We start from the raw sequence: 25,467 nt of genomic DNA on the forward strand, positions 1-25,467 counted from the left end.
TGTAGGGTAAAAATATAAGGAGGCGTGAAGGGGGGATAAGTATGGCATATATATAACAATTAGTAACAAGAGTGTTTTGTGAAAATAATGAGTACAATGATTGCAAATGTATTGTTGCCTTTTCATCATTGGGAGAATGGATAGCTGTGTGGCTCGTATATGACACTGCTATCAACTATCTATACAATTTAAATAGAAGAGAGGAATTCTTTATGAAAACACGCAGTAAAATTACATGTGCAAGTCTAGCACTTTTAATAGGTGGAAGTTCCCTGTTATACATAACACCAACATCAGTTGTAAAAGCAGAATCTACGCAAAATGTATCTAGTTCGTTACAAACAAGTACGCAAAGCGATCGTACTTCCGTTAAGAAAGCAATGCGAGATGAACTGCAACTTGGATACCCAGGAATACTCGCTAAAATTTCTAAGGGGGATAAAACTTGGAGTTATAGTGCTGGGGTAGCGGATCTGAAAACTAAGAAACCAATGCAAGCAGATTTTCGCTTTCGCATTGGCAGTGTGACGAAAACGTTCATTGCAACAGTTCTACTTCAATTATCTGGAGAGAACCGTTTGAATCTAGACGACTCCATTGAAAAATGGTTACCTGGTGTTATTCAAGGAAACGGATATGATGGTAACCAGATTACGATCCGGCAAATATTGAATCATACAAGTGGTATTGCTGACTATATAAATTCAAAAGACTTTGATATTACGGATATAAAAAAATCGTATACGGCTGAAGAATTTGTAAAGATGGGGATTTCACTTCCCCCAGACTTTGCCCCAGGAAAGGGTTGGTCTTATTCAAATACAGGATATGTAATACTAGGAATCCTTATTGAAAAAGTAACAGGAAACAGCTATGCGGAAGAGGTTGAAAATCGGATTATTGAACCGCTTGATTTGTCAAATACATTTCTACCTGGTAATTCAAGCGTGATTCCAGGCACCAAGCATGCCCGTGGCTATTTGCAACTAGACGGAGCGAGTGAGCTAAAAGATGTTACTTATATTAACCCAGGTAGCTCGGATGGAGATATGATTTCTACTGCTGACGACTTAAACAAATTCTTCTCTTGCTTACTAGGTGGCAAATTACTGAAGGAACAGCAGTTAAAACAAATGCTTACTACAGTTCCTACAAATAGAGAGGGAACCGGATATGGTCTTGGAATACTTGAAATTAAGCTTCCGAACGGTGTCTCGGTATGGGGACACAGGGGGGCCGTTCCAGGGTTTTCCACTTTTGCTGGTGGAACGCTTGGAGGTAAACATACACTCGCTATCAATTCGAACAGTTTAAACCTTAATAATCCAGAAGTTTTTAAAAACATTTTACTTGCTGAATTTAGCAAGTAGGAAAAACGGATAAATTTTGTCATTTGTAATTTCCATCGGAATGGATTACCGCTTGAAAGAGTATAGAGGGATTAAGTATCTATAATTGTGTAGGAGCAGTATTTGCAAAATTAGAAATTGAACTAAATTTAACCATCAAAGATAATATTAGCGGGAAAAATTTGAGGGACATTAAGGATTTTGTGAAGAGGACTTCAAAAATGAAATAACATTGTAATAACTTTCTATTATTAATTGAAAGTTATTACCCTATAAATTCAGTCATCTATTATATAACTGAGTGCATAAAAAATGAACCGAATTCTAATAAATAACGTAAAAGCTAAAAGAGTTTCGCTTTGGGAACATCTCAAAATAGTGAACATACCTATATTAAAACCCAAATTTCTCAATTTAATGCTGAGAAATTTGGGTTTTTCTAAAGGAATCAATTTTTTAAAAAATTTTTAGAAATTTAAAGATAAAGTATTGTATACATGTAAGTATGATTAAAAATGCAAAGTTGTAAATGCTAAATTTAATTAAATACGCCTTACTCTCTTTAACATTGGCCTGAATGAATAGTTTATAGGAGATTACACTGGCTAAAGATGCGATAATTGTTCCAAGCCCTCCAATATTTACTCCTAGTAATAAAGCTTTCCAATCAGAAGTAAAGTTTGATAGAAGAATTGAAGTAGGAAAATTGCTAATCAATTGACTCAAAAATATGGAACTAAAGAAGACTGAAGTATCTCCTCTTAAATTAGCGCGAGCAAATGTCCCCAGTGCATCGGAATGGGAAATGTTTCCGATAAAAATAAAAAAACAGACAAAGGTTATTAGAAGAAAGTAATCGATCTTAAATAGTAAGTTTCTATCTAACGTAAATGCTGCTATCAGTGTGACTATTAGCGCAATGTAATAATTAATAACACCAAAAATAGATGCAATGATAGTAATAAGTATCAAAATCCAGACGGTAGCTTTTTTTTGATTTTTCACGGTAATAACAGGTAGTTCTATTTTCAAATCTGTTTTTTGAAGTTTTTGAGTAAATATAAATAACAAACTAATTCCAAGTACAGCTAAAAGCAGGATTGAACCTAAAAATGGGATGAGCTTAATTCCATAGTAAGAATATAGGTATAAATTTTGTGGGTTTCCCATAGGCATCAAGCTACTACCGATGTTTGCCGCAATTGTCTGCAGGATGATTGTATCCATCATGTTCATTTGTGTTTTTTTACTAATGACAAGTGTTATTGGTACAAAAGTGAGGAGAGCGACATCATTTGTTACAAACATGGAGCAAATAAAGCATAACAAAATTAGAATAATAGATATTGACCTGCTGTTATTGCATTTATTTAAAATCGCAACGGCAAGTTTGTCTAATATCTTTAGCTGTTCCAAGGCCTTAATGGCTACCATCAGATTAAATAAGCTAATTAACACTTCAAAGTTAATATATTCGATCTTTGGCGAATGTATTAAGCAGCTGACAATTGCTAGTATCAGTGAAATGGTAAGTACTAAATCCTTTTTTAAAAATTCGAATTTCATAAGGAGTCTTTTTTTATTTTGAACAAATACTATTTCTTTCACAATACACCACCTGTAAGTTATGTTAGTAAATATACGTTTTTTGGGATAACTCGATATTGCTAGAAAAGAGGATGACATAAGGTCCTAAATAAGAGTTTTGTAATGTTTCATCCCTTCAACAAAATCCTTTTTTTCTTAGTGTCTTTCATGTTGTAAATATGTGCAATATAGACGAATCCAGCTAGGGGGATTAATTGAGAAAACAAATGTTTTTTGTATGATACCATAAATAAATTAAATGTTTTATTTTTTTAATATTCCTATAATATTCCGTCGATTCTTGATTTCAAATAATTTATATGAACTTCTAAAAGAGAAAAAGTATGCATGTTTATATGAAGAAAATAGAGACTTGTCAAAGGATAGATAGAACAAAATCTGCGACGTTTGGATACTGTATAAAATTCACAAAATCTCACTGTTTTTTTAGATGAAAAATCTTAAAAAATTTTTTGTTTTTATAAAAATCTGTACTTTTTCGTAACATTCTGTACTTTTAATTATAAATTAAAGACAAACTTCTCTTAGTTAAAGATTGAAAGCGCTTTATAGATTTTTCGTGAAATTTTTACCTAGCCTATTTTTGAGATTAGTAGTAAGAAAGGAGATATTTCCATGTTCTTAAGAAAATTAACAAAAAACCAGTTAATCACTATTGATTATTATGATTAAAATGTAAATCACCGGTAAACGAAACAAACATAATAGTACAACAACATTAGTGGATAAGAATATTAGTTTTGCAGAAGGGGATAGAGCATCGTGTGTATAAATGGTAAGTTTTTAGAAAATTCAGTTTCGCAGTTGCGTGTTGCGATGTTTGTTTAAACAGGCCAATTCTATTAATATAGAAAATTTTTATCCTTGTTGTATTTGAATATGAATGAGGTATTTATGCCAAGGAATATAGGTGATTTTATATAGATTATGATAGATAAATTTTTGGTATGGAGTGATAATATGGAAAGATTTTTTGTAGAGTTAGTCGGATCAACAAATGATTTTTTATGGTCTAAATTGTTAATTATTATGCTTGTTATTTGCGGAATTTATTTTACATTTAAATTGAATTTTGTACAGTTTCGAATGTTAAAAGAGATGGTCCGTGTATTAATGGAGGGGAAAAGTGGTTCTAAAGATCAAATCTCTCCTTTTCAAGCGTTTTGTATTGGTATGGCAGCCCGCGTTGGAACAGGGAATATCACAGGAATTGCGATTGCAATTGCATTAGGTGGTCCTGGAGCTGTATTTTGGATGTGGATTATTTCTATTATTAGCTCGGCCTCCAGTTTTGTCGAAAGCACATTAGCACAGATATATAAAGTAAAAGATAAAACTGGTTTCCGCGGTGGTCCATCCTATTATATGGAAAAAGGGTTGAATAAACGTTGGATGGGAGTATTATTCTCTATTTTAATCACAATTACTTTTGGTCTTGTATTCAATTCAGTACAATCAAATACAGTTACAATTGCTTTTCAAAACTCATTTGGTACAGATCGTCTAACAGTTGGGATAATCATGGCCATTGCTTTCGCTGCGATTATTTTTGGTGGTGTACAACGTATTGCAAAAATGGCTGAATACAAGGTGGTATTTTTAGCAGTATTATACATTGGAGTTGCATTATTTGTTGTAGTTACCAACATATCAAAAATGCCGGAAGTTCTTTCTCTTATTGTTCAAAACGCATTTGGTTTTAAACAAATAGCAGGCGGTTCAATTGGTGCAGCACTTATGAATGGAGTTAAACGCGGTTTATTCTCAAATGAAGCTGGTATGGGAAGTGCACCAAACGTTGCCGCAACAGCAACAACAAGTCATCCGGTGAAACAAGGACTGATTCAAGCATTTGGTGTATTAACGGATACACTGATCATTTGTACTAGCACTGCCTTTATTATTTTGCTGTCTGATGCATATAAACAACCGGGGTTAAATGGTATTGCACTTACACAAGCAGCATTAAGTGAACACATAGGTCCTTGGGCATCGGGTTGTCTTGCTATCTTTGTTTTTTTATTTGGATTTGGTGCGTTAATTGGCAACTATTATTATGGCGAAACAAATATTCGCTTCTTACATACAAGTAAAGTGTGGTTAATGATATACAGAATAAGTGTGTTGGCTATGATTGTATTTGGTTCTGTTGCAAAGATTCAAATTGTATGGGATTTAGCGGACTTATTTATGGGCTTTATGGTTATTATTAATTTAATTGCTATTACCTTACTTTCAAAAGTAGCATTTGCGGCGTTACAAGATTATATAAACCAGAAAAAAGTTGGTAAAGATCCTGTTTTTTATAAAGAAAACATTAAAGGACTTGAAAATATTGAATGTTGGGATAGTTATGAGAAAACTTCAAAAAAGAAAAGTGTGTAATAAGAAGGATATTCAGACTGCAATATGTCTGAATATTTTTCTTGGTTCTAGTGCAAATATTATTGATTATAGTAAAGAAAAAATCATTCTATATAAAGTTAATAGTACGGGGGAATATGATTAAATGATAAAGGATTCTAGCGTTCAAGTTGAGGGTCAAGAAAAAGTTTGCTTAGATCAATGGGTAGCTCATTATCGAGCGTATGCAGCTAAGGGACGAAGCGCCAGTTATATTCCCGCTCTGGGGGAAATAAATGTATCGCAGTTAGGTATTTGTATAGTAAAGCCAGATGGAACAATGATAAAATCAGGAGATTGGGAGATACCTTTCACATTACAAAGTATATCAAAAGTAATCGGTTTTATAGCCGCTTGTTTAAGTCGCGGTATTTCTTATGTATTAGAACGAGTTGACGTAGAGCCAACTGGAGATGCCTTTAATTCAATTATTCGTTTAGAGATACATAAACCAGGAAAACCTTTTAATCCTATGATCAATGCTGGAGCGATTACGATAGCTTCACTTTTGCCAGGGACATCGGTGCAAGAAAAATTAGAATCTCTATACGTATTAATTGAAAAAATGATAGAGAAGCGTCCCGCTATTAATGAAATAGTATTTCAATCAGAATGGGAAACGGCTCATCGTAATAGAGCATTAGCATACTATTTAAAGGAGAATGGTTTTCTAGAATCAGATGTGGAGGAGACACTAGAGGTTTACTTAAAACAATGTTCGATTGAAATAAATACAGAAGATATTGCCTTAATAGGGCTTATACTAGCACATGATGGATATCATCCTATTCGCAAAGAACAAGTGCTCCCTAAAGAAGTAGCTAGGTTAACAAAAGCTTTAATGCTAACTTGTGGAATGTACAATGCTTCTGGAAAATTTGCTGCTTTCATTGGATTACCAGCTAAGAGTGGGGTATCCGGCGGAATTATGACACTTGTTCCCTCAAAATCTAGGAAGGATTTATCGTTCCTAGATGGATGTGGTATTGGTATTTACGGACCAGCCATTGATGAATATGGGAATAGTTTACCAGGAATTATGTTGTTAGAACATATTGCAAAAGAATGGGATTTAAGTATATTTTAAAAAGGAGCACAGATATTTTGGTGTTAGAGCGAGTCCAAAAGTGTTCAGACCTTATATTGTGTCTGAATATTTTTGAGTTATAAAGTATCTTTCTAAAGTAGAAGGGTGTAATGAATACTCACAATCTATAATGCTTTCGTTTATATCTTATTTATCAGTTTTTGAAAAAAATAGAGTAAGTATTGTATTAATGCAAATAGGTTTGTATACTGACTGTTAGGCGAAAGTGAGAAGTGATTATTTTGAATCTTAGTAATTTAGTAAAAAAAGACATCTATATTCTCGTTTTAATGATACTTACAGTACCCTTAGTAGGTGAAATAAAGTCATTTCCTTTAAATGAAACATTTAGAATGAGCTTTGGCGCACCAACATTTTTCTTTTTTTTGTTATTGTTTCGACGAATTCCAGCATTTTTACCGGGTTTTTTAACAGCGATAGTCGTTGTAGTATTTCGTATCTCAATGGATGTCATTATAAAGGGAAATATGGATTGGCTAGCCGCTTTTCATACTCACTATCCTAGTTTTTTCTTTTATTTTACTTATTCGTATCTCTTTCATTTAGCAAAAATCAAACGTTTTTATCATCAACCACTAATGATTGGTTTTATTGGTTGCATGATTGAAATACTGTCAGACTGTGTGGAATTAATGATTCAATATTTCGTATTAAAAACATCGATCACATCCGAGGCAATAAATGAGATTATTGTTATCGCATGTTCCCATAGTTTTATAGTTCTAAGCTTTTTCAATATGATGAAATTGTATGAAGCGCAATCAAGGGAGAGACATATAAAGAAGCAAAATGAACACATGCTCATGCTTATCTCTAATTTATATGAAGATGCTGTTCATTTAAAGAAAACATTACAAGATGCTGAGAATATAACAAAAAAATCCTATGATTTATATAAAACCTTAGACTCTTTTGAGCACAAACAGATGGATTTTCAGTTTGGGGATTTAAGGCAACAGGCACTACAAATTGCTGGTGAGGTCCATGACGTTAAAAAGGATAACCAACGTATTTTTGCGGGACTTTCAAAACTAATTTCTGATGAAAGTTTTACAGATTATATGTCTGTACATGAACTAGTAAATATCATTATACGGGCAAATACGAAATATGCACGGTTGCTAGAGAAAGACATCCAATTTGTGTATAAAATTGATGGTGTGCATTCTCATTATCATATTTACACAATCTTATCTATTATAAATAATATCGTTACAAACGCTGTAGAAGCTATCCAAGGTATGGGAACCATCACAATTCACATTAATAAAGACCACCATTTTGTTGAATTTCAAATAGGCGATAATGGTCCTGGTATTTCTTCAAAATATAAAGATTCAATTTTTGAGCCTGGGTTTACTTCTAAATATGATGATTTAGGCAACCCATCGACAGGTATCGGATTATCGTATGTTAAAGAAATGGTCGAACAACTTGAAGGTGATGTTACGCTTGAGGACAGAACCGAAGGAAAAGGATCAATTTTTATAATTAGATTAGGGATTGATCATATAATTTCGAAAGGGTGATTCTATGTATTTTTATATAGTAGATGATGAAAAAGCGGTTCGCTCAATGTTGGCTCAAATTATCGAGGATGAAGATCTTGGGGAGGTTATAGGAGAAGCTGAGGATGGTTTATCTTTAGAGCAACAAATGCTAATCCTTAAAAATATAGACATTTTATTTATCGATTTGTTAATGCCGATTCAAGATGGAATAAAAACAATCCGTCAAATAAAACCTTCGTTTAAAGGGAAAATCATCATGGTCTCTCAAGTAGAATCAAAAGAATTAATTGCTGAAGCTTATTCGCTTGGTGTTGAATACTATATTATTAAGCCAATTAACCGGATTGAAGTATTAACAGTTGTTCGGAAAGTCATTGAACGAATTCGTTTGGAAAAATCGATAAAAAACATTCAAGAATCGCTTAATATGGTACTAAAATTGGATAGTAATTCAAGTGCGCAAGAAAAATACCGTAATGAAAAACATTTAAATACTTTTAATCATTTTCAAAATTCCATTCATTTTCTTTTGTCTGAATTAGGAATAGCCAGTGAAAGTGGAAGTAAAGATTTAATGGATATGCTAGATTATTTATATAAATATGAACAAAATAACACGTTGGACCAAGGCTTTCCCTCACTAAAAGAGATTTTTATGAATTTGGCTCAAAAAAAACTTGGGGATTCAGCTGAAGATGCCGAATTAAAAAGGTTCATAGAAGCTTCCAAACAACGGATTCGGAGAGCAATTTATCAATCATTAAACCATTTAGCATCCCTTGGACTTACTGATTTTTTAAACCCGAAGTTCGAAAATTATGCTTCTAGATTTTTTGATTTTACTACCGTAAGGAGAAAGATGACAGAATTGAATAATGAACCAACATTACCTGCTCGTATTGATACGAAAAAATTTATTCAAGTTCTTTATTTTGAAGCAAAACGAATACACTTGGAGTTAAGATGATAAACTCTTGCTCATTATCATTTTCAATTAATAGATTGATAGTTGTTTTAAAGTTATTTGTTTTATATAGTCTTTCTAAGAGAGTATTCTCCTTTATTTCATATTAGTTTTAAAATCAGAAAATTCCGTATCGATTTGGTAGAAGTGCGTGAACTTAGAACAAAAGAATATGTATTTTTTATTTTTTTAAACATTAATATTCATTAAAAAAACGAGTATTTCCAAAATAAAATATAACTACATAGTAAGTTGAATTTAAAAAAGATGCTATCTTCTAGCATCTTTTTTTCTTTAAGAGGAAATATCATTGATCCTTATATTATTTGGAATTCAAATGCGGGCATATAAATAAGGGAAAAGGAGATAATATTTAACAAATTATAATTGGAAATGGTATTTTAGGTCAGAAATGTTTTTATACTAATTAGGTTATTTGTACTAAATAAGCATAATGTTTCGCTTTTCTGCTCTTTAATCTTATCGTTATTTTTTATTAAGTACATATCGTTTTTTAGAAATCTCAATCCTAGCAGAGTATATAAATTGGGTGATAAAAATGTGGAACATAATTACTTCTTATCTTCCAGATTGGAAAGTCTTTGTACAAGCTTTTATCTTGTTTTTAATTCCGTATACTATCTCAAGATTTTTTCATTGGGTTCGTATGTCAGAGAAAGAGTGGGAAGAATGAGTTGGTGGAAGTCAAGAGACAAACAAGTGAAAAAAAATAATATTCAAAGTAAAACGAAACAAGAGCATAAACCATCTCAAAATGCAAACGTTCATTTCACAAATGATTTTGCCTCTAACTTAGAACTTATAAAGCAACAAATCGGACATAATTCTGATGTTCGCTTTCGGAAGTTTAATATTGGACGCACAGATATTCAAGCTGGGATCGTTTTTATTGATGGTCTATCAGATAAAGAGATAATTGACAAACATATTATGAAATTACTAATGGATGATTTTTCTGATGAATATAAAAATGAATCTTCTTATGTGGAGGGGACTGTTTCAAAAGAATATATTAAAAATAAAGTTCTTACAATTAGTGAAGTAGCAGAAGTCCATTACATAAAAGATTTAATACCCAAAGTATTGATAGGTTCAACAGCTCTTTTAATTGATGGTTTAGCAGATGTGTTTATTCTTGGTACAACAAAAGCAAATAAACGAAATATTGAAGAACCAGTATCGGAGGCATTAGTCAGAGGGCCACGGGTCGGTTTTACTGAAGTATTGAGTGATAATACCTCACTTTTGCGACGACACTGTGCGGATGAGAACTTATCATTAGTAAAGCTACCAGTAGGAGAACGTGCAAAGAAAGAGTTAGTTGTCGCATTTATTAAAGATCTTGCTAGTACAGAATTGGTGGATGAAATAAAAAACAGAATTCAGAAAATTGACATAGACAGTGTACTCGAATCTGGTTATATAGAGCAACTTATTGAAGATAATTATCTCAGTCCTTTTCCGCAGATTCAAAATACAGAACGACCTGATCGTGTTATTAGTGCTTTAATGGAAGGTCGAGTAGCTATTTTGTTAGATGGAACACCATTTGTTTTAATTGCTCCAGTTACATTTAGTATGCTGCTGCAATCACCAGAAGATTATTATGAAAGGTGGCTTCCTGGTACGCTTCTCCGCTTATTACGCTTCATGACAGCTTTTGTTTCATTATTTGCCCCAGCACTATATATTTCTTTTATTTCATTTCATCCAGGATTAATTCCCACTAAGCTCGCTATTTCTATTATCGGATCGCGAGAAGGAGTTCCTTTTCCCGCTTTAATAGAAGCGTTAATTATGGAAGTAGCTATCGAAGTTTTGCGAGAAGCAGGTTTACGTCTGCCTAAACCGATTGGGCCTGCAATGGGAATTGTGGGTGGTTTAATAATTGGTCAGGCTGCCGTAGAAGCAGGAATTGTTAGTCCAATAATGGTTATCGTTGTTGCGGTAACAGCTATTTCTTCTTTTACTATTCCGCAATATAGTGTAGGAATTACGTTACGCATTCTTCGTTTTATAGCTATGTTTTGTGCTGCGATATTTGGCTTGTATGGAGTTATTCTCTTCTTTCTTTTACTTTGCAGTCATTTAGTGAAACTGAAAAGTTTTGGCGTTCCTTATACCAGTCCTGCTGTTCCATATCGATTTAGTGACTGGAAAGATTTTATGGTTCGCATGCCATTAAAAATAATGAGACGTCGACCAAAAATAATGCATACTAAAAAAAATATCCGCAAAAGGTAGCTGATGACGAAAGGAAGTGGCCTTCAGTGATTACTAAACTTAAAGACCGAATAACAACTTCGCAAGCAGTTGTTATTATTGTAAATTACATACTTGGGACAGGAATCCTCACTTTGCCCAGAGCATCTGTGGAAAAAGTGAAAACACCAGATGTATGGCTAAGTGTGATATTAGGTGGAATACTGGCAATGGTTTCAGGAGTAATTATGGTCAAATTAAGTCAGCAGTTTCCAGAAAAAACATTTTACCAATACAGTCAAGATATTGTAGGGAAATGGATAGGCAGGTTGCTTAGTTTTCTTATTATAGGGTATTTTCTTACAACTTCAGCATTTCAAATTCGTTCAATGGCAGAAGTAATAAGCTTTTTTTTGCTCGAAGGAACCCCCACATGGGCTATTGTTATGCCTTTTATGTGGATAGGTCTCTATTTGATTATGAGTGGTATTAATTCAATTGCACGGATGTTTGAAATAATATTTCCTATTACTGTTTTTATTTTTTTAATCATTTCCTTTATGAGCATCGGAATATTCGAGATAGATAATCTCCGTCCCGTATTGGGTTTGGGGATTAAACCAGTGTTAGATGGGATAAAAACAACGTCTCTCGCATATACAGGTCCTGAAATTATGTTAATTCTTTTGGTATTTATGGAACAACGAAATAAAGCAGTAAAAGCTATTTTAGTTGGAATTTCTATTCCGTTAATCTTTTATGTAATAACTGTTGTAATGGTCATTGGTGCATTATCAATTGATGGGGTTGTAACAAGAACATGGCCGACAATTGATCTTATGCGCAGTTTTGAAATTTCTGGATTGATATTTGAACGTTTTGAATCTTTATTGCTTGTAATATGGATTATGCAAATATTTGCTACCTATACGATTAGTTATTATGCAGCTGCATTAGGATTAGCACAACTCTTTAAAAAGGGAATTCATCCGTTTATTTTTGCTTTGATTCCAATCATTTACATCATTGCTATGACTTCGAAAAATATAAATGACTTGCTTAAATTGGGGGATATGCTCGGTAATGCTGCTTTATTTTTATTTGGTTTACTGCCACTGCTTCTTCTTATTATTACGCGATTAAAAGGAGAAGTAGTGTGAAAAATAAATTTAATTATATGCGGTTCTATTTGGCTTTGTTATGGACGCTTTTGCTTCTATTTTTAACAGGATGTTGGAGCAGTAAAGAAGTAGAAGAGTTGAGTTTAACTGCAGGTATAGCACTAGATAAAGGGAAGGATTCAACAATTGAGAAAGAGGATGAGGAAGGAGGTTATCCTAAAAGAAATCTTATAACAGCTACTTATCAAATTGTTAGTTCGCAAGCACAAAGTAAAGGAAATGGACAACAAAAACGTTATATAAATGTTTCTGAGACCGGTGATTCCATTCATCAAATTGTTCGTGAGTTTTCATTGAAAAGAGAGAGCACAATGTTCAGCCCACATTTAAAAAACATTGTTATTAGTGATAGTCTTGTACGTACATTCAGTTTAGAACAATTACTTGAACAGTATCTCCGTGACAATGAAGTTCGGCTTAGCTGTATGCTCTTAATTAGCAAGGGTCTAGCGAAGGAGGTACTGGAATCAAACAAAAAAGGAGAAATCCCAGCATTTCGTTTGTCTGGAATTGCAGATAATAGAAATAGAACAACAAGGATTTTACCTCCTGTATCGCTCGCTAAATTGGAAGGAAAGATGCGGTCAGGGTCCAGTTTTCTTTTGCAAAATGTAATCTCGATAAAAGGGGAAACAAAATTTGCAGGAGCTGCTGTAATTAAAGGGAAGACAAAAAAGTTGATGGGCTTTTTAAATGAACAGGAATTGGAAGGAGTAGTATGGATAAATGGAAAAAGGAATGGTGGTGTGGTAAAAACTTTTGATAAAGAATCAAAGAAACTCATTATATACGAAATAAAGTCAATAAAAAGCAAAATCATACCACATGTTAACGGAAATAATATTTCCTTTGATGTAAACATTGAATCAGAAGGGCGTTTGTCTGAAAATTGGATGCAATCAGGAAAAGATTTTGAAAATGAATTTTTAAAAAGGGAAGAAAAAGCTATTGAAAAAGAAGTAAAGCACTTAGTACATCATGTTACAAAAAAAATACAAAAAGAATACCAAGTCGATATTGCGGGTTTTGGCAACCAATTAAGAATTAAACACCCGAGAACATGGGAGAAAGTCAAAAAAGATTGGGATCAAACATTTAGTAAAGTACCGATTAAATATCATATAAATGTAACTATACAAGATTATGGAGCGTCAAGTTTAAAACGGTGAGATACATTAATTGAAATTATATTTACATCAAAACAAAAAGTTATAAAAGTTTTAATTTGAAAATTTTTGTAACTTTTTGTTTTTTTATGTCCTTCTTATTATAGATTAAAGAAATGATTTTATCCCGCTATTTGCCGGGCAGTAAGACCCACACCTCAAAATTCAGCGAAAGCAAAGAAGTTATTAGAGGTATATGTAAGCTCTATATAGGAAGGAGAATTTTGAAATTCTATTGATAAACCAAGTAATTGTAATAGCCCTTATTTAGAATAATAATTTCAAAATCAATAAAATTTAGAGTAGAAGGAGCAAGAGCAAATTATTATGAATAAACAAATAGGATTCATCGGATGTGGAAACATGGGTATTGCTATGATAGGTGGGATGATTAAAAAAAATATAGTTTCTCCAGATCAAATAATTTGTTCAGATTTAAATGTTATTAATTTAAAAAATGCTAGTAATGAATATGGCATAACTATAACTACTAACAACAATGAAGTCGCTAACAGCGCTGACATTTTAATTTTATCAATCAAACCAGATTTATACTCATCGGTAATTAACCAAATAAAAGATCAAATAAAAAATGATGTAATCGTTGTAACTATTGCTGCAGGAAAAAGTATTAAGAGCACTGAGAATGAATTTGGTAGAAAGTTAAAAGTTGTTAGAGTAATGCCTAATACACCGGCACTTGTTGGAGAAGGAATGTCTGCGTTATGTTTTAATGAAATGGTTACAGAAAAAGATATAAAAGAGGTACTGAACATATTTAATATTTTCGGCCAGACGGAGGTTATAAATGAAAAACTAATGGATGTTGTTACATCTATTAGTGGTTCTTCTCCAGCATATGTGTATATGTTTATAGAAGCCATGGCAGATGCTGCTGTACTTGGCGGTATGTCGAGAAAACAAGCTTATAAATTTGCTGCTCAGGCTGTATTAGGTTCTGCAAAAATGGTATTGGAAACAGGAATACATCCAGGTGAATTGAAGGATATGGTTTGTTCTCCAGGTGGAACGACGATAGAGGCTGTAGTAACGCTAGAAGAAAAAGGTTTAAGAACAGCTATCATTTCAGCTATGAAACGTTGTACGCAAAAATCTATGGAAATGTCTAGTTTAACTAGTAAGTGAGAAGCGAATTTATATAATATTTTAAATCTATTTAATGTAAAAGAAATATTATGAGGCTAGTTAATAACTAAGTAAATTTATATACAACACTAACGAGAAGAATAAACCTTATTTTAAAGGGGATACAGAAAATATGAGTAATTTACTAAAAAAGAAATCCGTTACACAATTGTTAGAGCATAATCAAAGCAAGACTTTAACGAAAACATTAGGAGCATTTGATTTAATTATGTTAGGGGTAGGCTCGATAGTTGGAACGGGCGTTCTTGTGTTAACTGGATTAGTAGCAGCAAGAAATGCTGGCCCAGCAGTTGTTTTTTCATTTATACTTGCAGCAATTATATGTGGATTTATAGCATTATGTTACGCGGAAATTGCTTCTACACTCCCGGCGTCTGGTAGTGTATATACATACTCATATGCAACAATTGGTGAGTTTGTTGCTCATCTAGTAGGTTGGTCATTGCTATTAATATATATCGTGGCAACAGCGGCTGTCGCTGCTGGATGGACAGGCTATTTCCACAATTTAATAAAGGGATTTGGATTAGAGATACCTAAAGCTCTAGTAACGATTCCTTCGCATGGTGGTATTGTGAATCTACCAGCAGTAATCATTACATTGATATTAGCATGGATGTTATCCCGTGGTACGAGGGAAAGTAAACGAATCAATAATACAATGGTATTGATTAAAATTGGAATGATTTTGTTGTTTATTACGGTTGGTATATTCTATGTAAAACCAATGAACTGGATACCAATTGCACCATACGGTTTAAGTGGAGTTTTTACGGGTGGAGCAGCTATTTTATTCGCTTTTACGGGTTTTGATATATTAGCAAATTCAGCAGAAGAAGTAAAAGATCCGAAACGTAATCTTCCAATCGGTATTATTGCATCATTAATCATATGTACAATTATTTATGTTATGGTATGCCTTGTTATGACAGGAATGGTTTCTTATAAAGAATTAAATGTTCCTGAGGCGATGGCTTATGTAATGGAAGTTGTAGGACAAGGAAAAGTCGCTGGTGCAATTGCTGCAGGTGCTGTAATTGGCCTTATGGCTGTTATTTTTTCCAATATGTATGCGGCAACACGAGTATTCTTTGCAATGAGTCGTGATGGATTGTTACCGAAATCATTTGCGAAAGTTAATAAGAAAACTGGAGCACCCACTTTTATAACTGGATTGGCAGGAATAGGGAGCTCTATAATAGCTGGGTTTATTGATTTGAAAGAATTAGTTAATTTAGTTAATATCGGTAGTTTGGTGACGTTTGCGTTAGTTTGTCTATCAGTTATTATTCTACGTAAATCACACCCAAATTTAAAACGTGGATTTATGGTACCTTTTGTACCTGTATTACCATGCGTTGCAATTGTATGCTGTGTGTTTTTAATGCTAAATTTACCGTTAAGGACATGGGTGTACTTTAGTATTTGGATTACTATTGGGGTAGTAATATATTTCCTTTATTCGATAAAACACAGTAATTTAAATGAGGAAACGATCTCGAAATTACATGATAAAATTGCGAGATAATAACGATAGAAAATTTTATTAATAATCATATTGATAGTTGAGGAACATAGAAACAGTTTTTTGACATTTAGCAAGAGATAAAATTAGAGATGCTAGGGCAGCTAAGTACTTTTTTAGAAACCTTGCTTGTTTTTTACGATTTAAAACTGCTAAGGAGAGAGAAGTATGAGTGAATTGCATTTTATGAGTATAGAAGAATTAGATAATAAATTGAAAAAAACTGACAGTGGTATTTATTTCATTAAAGATTATAATGACAATATTATTTATGTAGGCAAGGCTTTTAGTATAAAAAGTAGAGTATTAGCTCATTTTAATAGTTATTCCAATATTGAGGAATATGTCCATTTATTTAATAAAGTAGCGTATCTCATTGAAGATAGTTTGTTAAAACGCTCATTGTTACAAGTTACTTATATGATTAAATATAAACCAGTATTAAACAAAGAAGTACAAAAAGAATTCCCAGAGTTGTATACTCAATACATTAAGCAGACAAATAAAAAATCTATGTTGTTAGAAATTGATGAAGCTAAAGAAAAAGGGGATGAGTTAAAGAATAAATTAGTAAAATTAGTGGGTGGAAAAACTATGTTTTATGACATAATTTCTCTGTTAAACAATGGATATAACTATCATGTCCTCGCAAAAGTATTGAACATAGAACTTCAAACTTTAATTATAATAAAAGAACACCGAAATAAATTCCCGATACCACATAATTATAAGAGGACAATAAAACATCAAGATATAATGTATGCTTTATCTGGAAAAAAGAATTTAAGTACTTCAAGGTTAAACACTTAACTTTAAAATAGTAAATTCGTTGCTTTTGTAGCTTTTATTGTTATATTGAAATGCAATGTACATTTGTGTTTCAAATTTAATTGGTGGAATAAGGGGAGGGAAAGGGTTCCTATAAAAATACTGGAATAAATTAGGTTACTCATGCGTAAATAGCATAATTAGGTACATGTTATTTATAAATATTCAAAGATGCGAAAGTAATACAAATGAAATTCTTATTTCTGCTACTACAAGTACTATCGAGCAAATGAAGTATGAAATTGCTTTTGAACTAGGAGTCACACTGGGACCTGATACATCACATCATCTGCAAATGGTTCGGATCGGTGGAGAGATTACAAAACGCTTAGTTCGAATGGCTGAAAAACAGTTAACAGGTCAATACAGAGTACACTAAGAAAATAATCCGTATATATGGATTATTTTTCCTTTAATTTACAAAAAAATAAATTTCGAAATTGAAAAAACCTCTCAGATTCCTTTGTAATAAACTTTTTTATTTGTGTTAATGACATAGGTATCAAAAGATAATCAACCTGATACGAATGATGTACGAGCCCTTAAAAGAGTTTTGGTGTTATTTGCAATTTTAATTCCATAATACTTAAGCCGATATAATAAAATGTTCTATGTCTAAATCGATATAAAATAATAATCATTAAGTGATATTTCTTTTTTATAGAATAAGTAAAAACTGATATTGTAGTAATTACTGTTTTGAGGTCAATTTACTGTGCACCTTAATTATTGAAGTTTTTTTGTTGATTAACAACTATTGTATTTGGAAATTAATAATAAGTTTATCCCGCTATTTGCCGGGCAGTAAGACCTCCACCTCAAAATTCAGCCGAAGCCAAAGAAGTTAGGTGGGGGGCGGGCTGCCCGTAAAAGCCCGATTGGTGAGAGCTAATAATCAGTGGGGGATGAACAAAACCCCCACTGATTAAAGTTTCACTTTATGTGATGCGGTAATAAAACTAGCTAGTTTGCTATTCTTAGTATTTGTAAAGTCTATATATTTTTTCCTCTTTTGTGGAAAGTAAAACTATTGTTACGACCAGTAATATAGTGTCATGTTTTTGAATATTCCATTCGTTTTTTATTTTTAGTTGATGAAAAGACCTTTCTCTCAATTAAATATTTAATTGAGTACTTGAGTTTCCTCCACCTTGTACTTTTCAAAGCATAGTGCTTCAAAAATAGCCGTATCGCTTTCATCTGTTTCCAATTTCACAACTTCTTTATTATCTTTTTCTAAAATTTGGAGCAAAATAGTTTTTCAGTTTCACATTTAAATTAGCAGTATTTATTTTTTGAATTCAATTTGTATAAATGATTGAATTGGAACTTTGACTGTTGTTTCTTACGGTGGTACAGTATCTCCTGTTACTTTCGCTTTATTTTAAATCTTTTTCCAGCTTGGTCCTCGCATTGACTACCACTGTATTTTGAAGTACTTCACTGTTTTCTCAAGTTCAATAATTATATTTTGTAGAATTAAGAAAAGAACTTAGTGTATTTCCTTTACTTATCTACTCTGATATTTAGATGCTAACTACAATTAAATAATATATGATTTTTATAAAAAAGATATAGTAATATTTTGTTGTGAATTGTACTAATTTGATATTTTATAGTATTATTTGTCGTGAATTATATATAACAAAATATATTTTATGGATCTATAAAGGAGAATGTAATGAATACTTCTATCGATATACAACACTTGTGTGATCTTGCACATAAAGCATTTAATGCCCCTGTACATATTTTATCTGCAGACAGAAAAATTTTATATCATTCTACATCTGATAATGTTTGTAGTCCTTTTTATTCTTCAAAAGAAGAACATCTTAGTGATATTTATCAAGAAAACGATCCCTGTAACTTGCCACTTTTTCGAAGCAACAACTATCTTGAAAATTTTGTTCTAATTCATATAGAAAATCATGATGATATTAAAGGGACTATTATAATCGGTCCTACTATACATTCAAAAGATTCAGATGATATGATCATAAAATTTCAGAAAGAATTTAAATCAAATGATAACATTCAAGAAAGACTTGCCTATTATCAGTGTTTATCTGAGATTAAAAAAACTACATTAATTGATATGGGAATTTTATTACATTACATGATTTTCAATGAAAGGTTAGATGTAGATATTGTCTTGGAAAAAAATAAAGTACTAGAGGAAACTCCTAATAAAAATGTGAAACCTGATTTATATATTTTAAAACGTCGACAAAACAAACCTAAAACGCACAATATGGCATTAGTAAATGATTTCTTTTCGACTATCAAAGAAGGAAATAAAAAAAAGTTAATACAGTATATGTATGCGGTTTCGCAAGAAGATGTTGAACTTATGCTAGTAGAGGATCCGCTCAGGAATCAAAAAAACCTTGGAATTATTGCGATTACCTTAGCCACTCGATATGCAATAGAAGGAAATCTGCCACCAGATATTGCTTTTGCCCATAGTATTTTATATATACAAACCCTAGAACAATTAGATAATGTAGAATCTGTAAAGCGATTATCAGGGGACGCTTTACGCACCTTTGCAGATCGTGTGAAAGAATACAATGCAAAAAAGTATTCTTACGCGGTTACTACATGTATAAAACATATTAATAAAAATGTTTACGATGGAATATCTTTGAATGAACTTGCTAATCATTTAGAAATTACGCCTACTTATCTGTCTAAACTATTTAAAAAAGAAATGGGAATTACTTTAAGTGAATATATTCAAAGGGAACGAGTGGAAGAAGCAAAGAAATTATTAACCCTCACTACTTATTCGTTATCAGATATCTGTGCTTGGCTTAACTTTAATGACCAAAGTTATTTTATAAGAGTTTTCAAAAAAATCACTAGCATGACTCCTAGGCAGTACCGTGAAAAATATACAATAATATAAGCTTGTTATTTGCTGTCTCCAATGTAAAGACTTAAACATGGGTGTAAGTATCCCAAAAGATGAAAATACTGGACTTATTACTCTAGAAAGAGTTTGTGATTTGTCTAGAAAAAGAACTTGTATTCAAATAGACGTATGAGATTAACCAGATATTATCTTGTTAGCGGAACAGTTTCAATTTTTAGGAGTTAGAAAAATAATGGAGAAACAAAGTATATCTATTTTTTTAATAACAATCATGTGCTGAATTTATCCCGCTATTTGCCGGGCAGTAAGACCTCCATCTAAAAATTCAGCGAAAGCAAAGAAGTTAGGTGGGGGGCGGGCTGCCCGTAAAAGCCCGATTGGTGTGGGCTAATAATCAGTGGGGATGAACAAAACCCCCACTGATTAAAGTTGCACTTTATCGGTATAGTTCTGAATCAGATAAACTAGTCTGATGTCAGCTCAAACAAATAGCTCTTGAAGACTTTATAAACACATATGTGAGTAAAAGCTCAATGGAAATCTTTGTACCATATTGTTAATTTGAAAAAATACACTAACCGTTATTTTGCTAAAGGGAATAAAAATACAGAAGGCTGCGAAGTGTTCCAAGGAAGCTTTGCTGCTTTTTTGTAATTTAAAACCTACGTTTATAACGAAGATAAGTTTATAGACTAATATCTTCATATTAGATATTTATTAATAATGATATTAGGATGTTTTGAAAAAAATCAACAATATAACATATATTACTAAATATATCTACATTTTATGCAATTATACATAACTAAATAAAGGTAAAAAAGTATAAAAAGACCTATTATATTATTCTATAAGTATTTTTTCTAAAATAAAATTTCTTGGCTGAGCTAAAATAGTTATTTTTAACCGTATACACATTAATTTGTAATCATTACAATTACAGAAATGAAATTTACAAATAACTATATTTATATAATTTTTTTCGGTTCATATTTTTATTTAACAGTAAATTATCGAGCTTAATCGACAAAATTTTTCTATTTACGCATTAAAAATTTAATGTTTTAATGAACAACATAACTGGTATGACCAGACAGAAAGGAGAAGGTTACGCTAATAGGAATTATAGTGAAGTTGTAAGTAACATTATGTCTTTGGTAATTTTCTAAATAGTCAATTTATTTACAAGAGGTCAAGAATTAAATTGGTAATAAACGTGTTCTAAGTTTCTGCGTAACAAAAGTGAAGTTATTCCGCAATAAAAGTATAAGCAATGTACAGTATAATTTCATCTTTTGTTGTCTAGTAAGGAGTTTGCTGACAAAACTAAGAGGGATATTATCAAATTGAAATTAAACAATGTTATGACAAGATTAACTGTAAGCATTGGTTTATTGATCCTCACGATTCTGTAAGTTAAACCGCAACTTTAGGAAAGAATTAATAATTTACTACTCATAAGGTGCCTGATTCAAATATAGTTAATAAATTTTTGTTATTTATATTTTAAAAAATAGAGTATCGAAATGAGAGATAAATAAAATCCTTATATCCTATTAGAAGTAAAAAACAACGATATTAACGTATCTGAAAGATTTCTCCTTCTTATCCAGTTTACAAAGAGAGCGGTCGTACAAGTTATATGAATTAAGTTATAAAAACAATGGTAAAGGAGTGTACGGAATGAAAACTAAAATAATGACAGGATTTTTAATAACATCCATTGTAACTGGAGCAACTATTCCTATCAATACTCTCGCAACACCAATCGTTCAAGCAGAAACTCAACAAGAAAACATGGATATTTCTTCATCATTACGAAAATTAGGTGCGCATTCTAAATTAGTCCAAACGTATATTGATCAATCTTTAATGAGTCCTAATGTACAGCTAGAGGAAGTCCCAGCTTTAAATACCAATCAATTCCTAATCAAACAAGATATGAAGGAATGGTCATCGGAACTCTATCCACAGTTAATTCTATTAAATTCAAAAAGTAAAGGATTTGTAACAAAATTTAATAGTTATTACCCGACATTAAAATCGTTTGTAGACAATAAAGAAGATAGAGAAGGGTTTTCGGATAGACTTGAAGTACTTCAAGAAATGGCTATGACGAATCAAGAAAATGCGCAACGACAAATCAATGAATTAACAGATCTTAAATTACAGCTTGATAAAAAATTAAAAGATTTTGATACTAATGTGGCAACTGCGCAAGGCATACTAAGTACAGATGGAACAGGAAAAATAGATCAGTTAAAAAATGAAATATTAAATACCAAAAAAGCAATTCAAAATGATTTACAGCAAATTGCATTAATACCAGGGGCTTTAAATGAACAGGGATTTGCTATATTCAAAGAAGTTTATAGTCTTTCAAAAGAAATTATTGAACCGGCTGCTCAAGCAGGGGTGGCAGCGTATAACAAAGGAAAAGAAATTAACAACTCTATTTTAGAAGCGGAGAAAAAAGCGGCGCAAGAAGCGACAGAACAAGGTAAAACTGCTCTAGAGATTGAAGCAGCAAAAAAAGCAGCTCGTGAAGCAATTGAGAAAAGCAAACAAGGTGAAATAGCAGCCGCAGCCGCAGCAAAAACACAAGAGTATGACTTGATGAAGGTCATTGATACCGAAAAGATTAAGAAAACATTTGGCGTTTTTGCTGAAGTAAATAAATTAACAGCAGAACAGCGAGCATATTTAGATGATTTAGAGAAACAAAATCAAAAAATATATGATTTAACAACGAAATTATCAATAGCTGATTTACAAAAATCAATGCTTCTTCTTACACAAAATGATTTGCATACGTTTGCAAATCAAGTAGATGTAGAACTTGATCTACTAAAGCGCTATAAAGAAGATTTAAATCTAATAAAAAATAGCATTACAAAATTATCTACTAATGTTGATACAACTAACGAGCAGTCTCAAAAAGATACATTAAGACAATTAAAAAATGTAATAAGTTACCTTGAAGAACAAGTATATAAATTTTAATATTGCGTTTTCTGGGAATTCATAAAGATTATAAGCATTTAGCGAAAGAAGGAGAATAGTCATGAAAAAATTTCCATTCAAAGTACTAACTTTAGCTACATTAGCAACTGTTATAACTGCTACTACCGGTAACACTATTCATGCATTTGCACAAGAAACGACCGCTCAAGAACAAAAAGTAGGCAATTATGCATTAGGCCCCGAAGGACTGAAGAAAGCATTGGCTGAAACAGGGTCTCATATTCTAGTAATGGATTTATACGCAAAAACAATGATTAAGCAACCAAATGTAAATTTATCTAATATCGATTTAGGGTCAGAGGGGGGAGAGTTGCTCAAAAATATTCACCTTAATCAAGAGCTGTCACGAATCAATGCGAATTACTGGTTAGATACAGCGAAGCCACAGATTCAAAAAACTGCTCGTAATATTGTAAATTACGATGAACAATTTCAAAATTATTACGACACATTAGTAGAAACTGTACAAAAGAAAGATAAGGCAGGTCTAAAAGAGGGTATAAATGATTTAATTACTACAATCAATACAAATTCAAAAGAAGTTACAGATGTGATTAAGATGCTACAAGACTTCAAAGGGAAACTATATCAAAATTCTACAGATTTTAAAAATAATGTTGGTGGTCCGGATGGGAAAGGTGGATTAACTGCAATATTAGCAGGTCAACAGGCAACGATTCCACAACTTCAAGCTGAAATTGAGCAACTTCGTTCTACTCAGAAAAAACATTTTGATGATGTATTAGCATGGTCAATTGGTGGTGGATTGGGAGCAGCTATTTTAGTTATTGCAGCTATTGGAGGAGCGGTAGTTATTGTTGTAACTGGCGGTACAGCAACACCGGCTGTTGTTGGTGGACTCTCGGCTCTTGGCGCAGCTGGTATCGGTCTAGGAACTGCGGCTGGTGTCACAGCATCTAAGCATATGGATTCCTATAATGAAATTTCTAACAAAATCGGAGAATTAAGTATGAAAGCAGATCGTGCTAATCAAGCAGTTCTTTCGCTTACTAACGCGAAAGAAACATTGGCATATTTATACCAGACTGTAGATCAAGCGATATTGTCTCTAACAAATATTCAAAAGCAATGGAATACAATGGGCGCAAATTATACAGATTTATTGGATAATATCGATTCTATGCAAGACCACAAATTCTCTTTAATACCAGATGATTTAAAAGCCGCTAAAGAAAGTTGGAATGATATTCATAAAGATGCAGAATTCATTTCAAAAGATATTGCTTTTAAACAGGAGTAGAACTGAAATTTAAAACCTAAATTGGAGGAAAATGAAATGATAAAAAAAATCCCTTACAAATTACTCGCTGTATCGACGCTATTAACTATTACAACCGCTAATGTAGTTTCACCAGTAACAACTTTTGCAAGTGAAATTGAACAAACGAATAATGGAGATACGGCTCTTTCTGCAAATGAAGCGAGAATGAAAGAGACCTTGCAAAAGGCTGGATTATTTGCAAAATCTATGAATGCCTATTCTTATATGTTAATTAAGAATCCTGATGTGAATTTTGAGGGAATTACCATTAATGGATATGTAGATTTACCTGGTAGAATCGTACAAGATCAAAAGAATGCAAGGGCACATGCCGTTACTTGGGATACGAAAGTAAAAAAACAGCTTTTAGATACACTGAATGGTATTGTTGAATACGATACAACATTTGATAATTATTATGAAACAATGATAGAGGCGATTAATACAGGGGATGGAGAAACTTTAAAAGAAGGGATTACAGATTTACGAGGTGAAATTCAACAAAATCAAAAGTATGCACAACAACTAATAGAAGAATTAACTAAATTAAGAGACTCTATTGGACACGATGTTAGAGCATTTGGAAGTAATAAAGAGCTCTTGCAGTCAATTTTAAAAAATCAAGGTGCAGATGTTGATGCCGATCAAAAGCGTCTAGAAGAAGTATTAGGATCAGTAAACTATTATAAACAATTAGAATCTGATGGGTTTAATGTAATGAAGGGTGCTATTTTGGGTCTACCAATAATTGGCGGTATCATAGTGGGAGTAGCAAGGGATAATTTAGGTAAGTTAGAGCCTTTATTAGCAGAATTACGTCAGACCGTGGATTATAAAGTAACCTTAAATCGTGTAGTTGGAGTTGCTTACAGTAATATTAATGAAATGCACAAGGCGCTTGATGATGCTATTAACGCTCTTACTTATATGTCCACGCAGTGGCATGATTTAGATTCTCAATATTCGGGCGTTCTAGGGCATATTGAGAATGCAGCTCAAAAAGCCGATCAAAATAAATTTAAATTCTTAAAACCTAATTTAAATGCAGCGAAAGACAGTTGGAAAACATTACGAACAGATGCTGTTACATTAAAAGAAGGAATAAAGGAATTAAAAGTGGAAACTGTTACTCCACAAAAATAGGGAAATATTAATTCTGTTGTAAAGTGAACTAAAACATAGAAAGTCTATGATTACACTGTTAAACAGAAAAGTAATAATTAATAAATCCTTATATAACAGAAAGGCGG

Annotated in this window: 18 protein-coding genes; 16 read left to right on the forward strand and 2 right to left on the reverse strand. The window is 32.3% G+C overall.

Annotated features, from left to right (window positions below; genetic code table 11):
- Window positions 1-212 precede the first annotated feature (212 nt).
- Entirely contained in the window at window positions 213-1,370 is a 1,158-nt protein-coding gene (locus ES895_RS17040) for a serine hydrolase domain-containing protein (RefSeq protein ID WP_070756674.1), read from the forward strand.
- A 435-nt stretch (window positions 1,371-1,805) separates the two neighbouring features.
- Here ES895_RS17040 and ES895_RS17050 read toward each other — a convergent pair whose 3' ends face one another.
- A complete protein-coding gene (locus ES895_RS17050) occupies window positions 1,806-2,957 on the reverse strand; it encodes an anion transporter (RefSeq protein ID WP_000659281.1) in 1,152 nt (383 codons plus the stop codon).
- A gap of 960 nt (window positions 2,958-3,917) precedes the next feature.
- Between ES895_RS17050 and ES895_RS17055 the strand changes: the two genes are divergently transcribed.
- From ES895_RS17055 to ES895_RS17105, 11 genes are all read left to right on the forward strand, one after another.
- Complete coding sequence (locus ES895_RS17055; RefSeq protein WP_135238513.1) at window positions 3,918-5,342, forward strand: alanine/glycine:cation symporter family protein; 1,425 nt, start codon at window positions 3,918-3,920, stop codon at window positions 5,340-5,342.
- Window positions 5,343-5,466: 124 nt separating this feature from the next.
- Window positions 5,467-6,447, forward strand: coding sequence for a glutaminase GlsA (glsA, locus tag ES895_RS17060; RefSeq protein ID WP_065703743.1), 981 nt, complete (start codon window positions 5,467-5,469; stop codon window positions 6,445-6,447).
- A gap of 233 nt (window positions 6,448-6,680) precedes the next feature.
- Window positions 6,681-7,997 (forward strand): sensor histidine kinase, encoded by a 1,317-nt coding sequence (locus ES895_RS17065; protein WP_098881880.1) that lies wholly within the window; start codon window positions 6,681-6,683, stop codon window positions 7,995-7,997.
- A 4-nt stretch (window positions 7,998-8,001) separates the two neighbouring features.
- Window positions 8,002-8,946: a response regulator gene (locus ES895_RS17070; RefSeq protein WP_000274075.1), complete on the forward strand. Its 945-nt coding sequence runs from the start codon at window positions 8,002-8,004 to the stop codon at window positions 8,944-8,946.
- Between the two features lie 687 nt (window positions 8,947-9,633).
- Entirely contained in the window at window positions 9,634-11,208 is a 1,575-nt protein-coding gene (locus ES895_RS17075) for a spore germination protein (RefSeq protein WP_048568446.1), read from the forward strand.
- Window positions 11,209-11,234: 26 nt separating this feature from the next.
- Window positions 11,235-12,326, forward strand: a complete 1,092-nt coding sequence (locus tag ES895_RS17080) for a spore germination protein (protein ID WP_135238514.1) — start codon at window positions 11,235-11,237, stop codon at window positions 12,324-12,326.
- Window positions 12,323-13,516 carry a Ger(x)C family spore germination protein gene (locus ES895_RS17085; RefSeq protein ID WP_000790799.1) on the forward strand — a complete coding sequence of 398 codons (1,194 nt, stop codon included), beginning with the start codon at window positions 12,323-12,325 and terminating at the stop codon, window positions 13,514-13,516. The genes ES895_RS17080 and ES895_RS17085 overlap by 4 nt, the downstream gene beginning before the upstream one ends.
- Before the next feature lie 324 nt (window positions 13,517-13,840).
- Entirely contained in the window at window positions 13,841-14,659 is an 819-nt protein-coding gene (proC, locus tag ES895_RS17090; protein ID WP_048568447.1) for a pyrroline-5-carboxylate reductase, read from the forward strand.
- Window positions 14,660-14,792: 133 nt separating this feature from the next.
- On the forward strand, window positions 14,793-16,208 hold the full coding sequence (locus ES895_RS17095) for an amino acid permease (RefSeq protein WP_135238515.1): 1,416 nt from the start codon (window positions 14,793-14,795) through the stop codon (window positions 16,206-16,208).
- Between the two features lie 165 nt (window positions 16,209-16,373).
- Window positions 16,374-17,015, forward strand: coding sequence for a nucleotide excision repair endonuclease (locus tag ES895_RS17100; protein ID WP_001292169.1), 642 nt, complete (start codon window positions 16,374-16,376; stop codon window positions 17,013-17,015).
- A gap of 166 nt (window positions 17,016-17,181) precedes the next feature.
- Window positions 17,182-17,412, forward strand: a complete 231-nt coding sequence (locus ES895_RS17105) for an alpha/beta-type small acid-soluble spore protein (RefSeq protein WP_000897397.1) — start codon at window positions 17,182-17,184, stop codon at window positions 17,410-17,412.
- A gap of 744 nt (window positions 17,413-18,156) precedes the next feature.
- Here ES895_RS17105 and ES895_RS17110 read toward each other — a convergent pair.
- Window positions 18,157-18,285 carry a peptidase gene (locus ES895_RS17110; RefSeq protein WP_135238516.1) on the reverse strand — a complete coding sequence of 43 codons (129 nt, stop codon included), beginning with the start codon at window positions 18,283-18,285 and terminating at the stop codon, window positions 18,157-18,159.
- 429 nt (window positions 18,286-18,714) lie between these two features.
- Here ES895_RS17110 and ES895_RS17120 point away from each other — a divergent pair, with 429 nt between their 5' ends.
- From ES895_RS17120 to hblA, 4 genes are all read left to right on the forward strand, one after another.
- Window positions 18,715-19,944, forward strand: coding sequence for a helix-turn-helix domain-containing protein (locus ES895_RS17120; RefSeq protein ID WP_098204761.1), 1,230 nt, complete (start codon window positions 18,715-18,717; stop codon window positions 19,942-19,944).
- Between the two features lie 1,650 nt (window positions 19,945-21,594).
- Entirely contained in the window at window positions 21,595-22,914 is a 1,320-nt protein-coding gene (gene hblC / locus ES895_RS17125; protein WP_000850227.1) for a hemolytic enterotoxin HBL lytic component L2, read from the forward strand.
- 61 nt (window positions 22,915-22,975) lie between these two features.
- Window positions 22,976-24,196, forward strand: coding sequence for a hemolytic enterotoxin HBL lytic component L1 (hblD, locus tag ES895_RS17130; protein WP_000714435.1), 1,221 nt, complete (start codon window positions 22,976-22,978; stop codon window positions 24,194-24,196).
- 36 nt (window positions 24,197-24,232) lie between these two features.
- Window positions 24,233-25,360 (forward strand): hemolysin BL binding component B, encoded by a 1,128-nt coding sequence (gene hblA / locus ES895_RS17135; protein ID WP_000591969.1) that lies wholly within the window; start codon window positions 24,233-24,235, stop codon window positions 25,358-25,360.
- The last annotated feature ends 107 nt before the right edge of the window (window positions 25,361-25,467 follow it).

The sequence above is a fragment of the Bacillus sp. 007/AIA-02/001 genome (assembly GCF_004634455.1).
In the GTDB taxonomy this organism is placed as follows: domain Bacteria; phylum Bacillota; class Bacilli; order Bacillales; family Bacillaceae_G; genus Bacillus_A; species Bacillus_A cereus.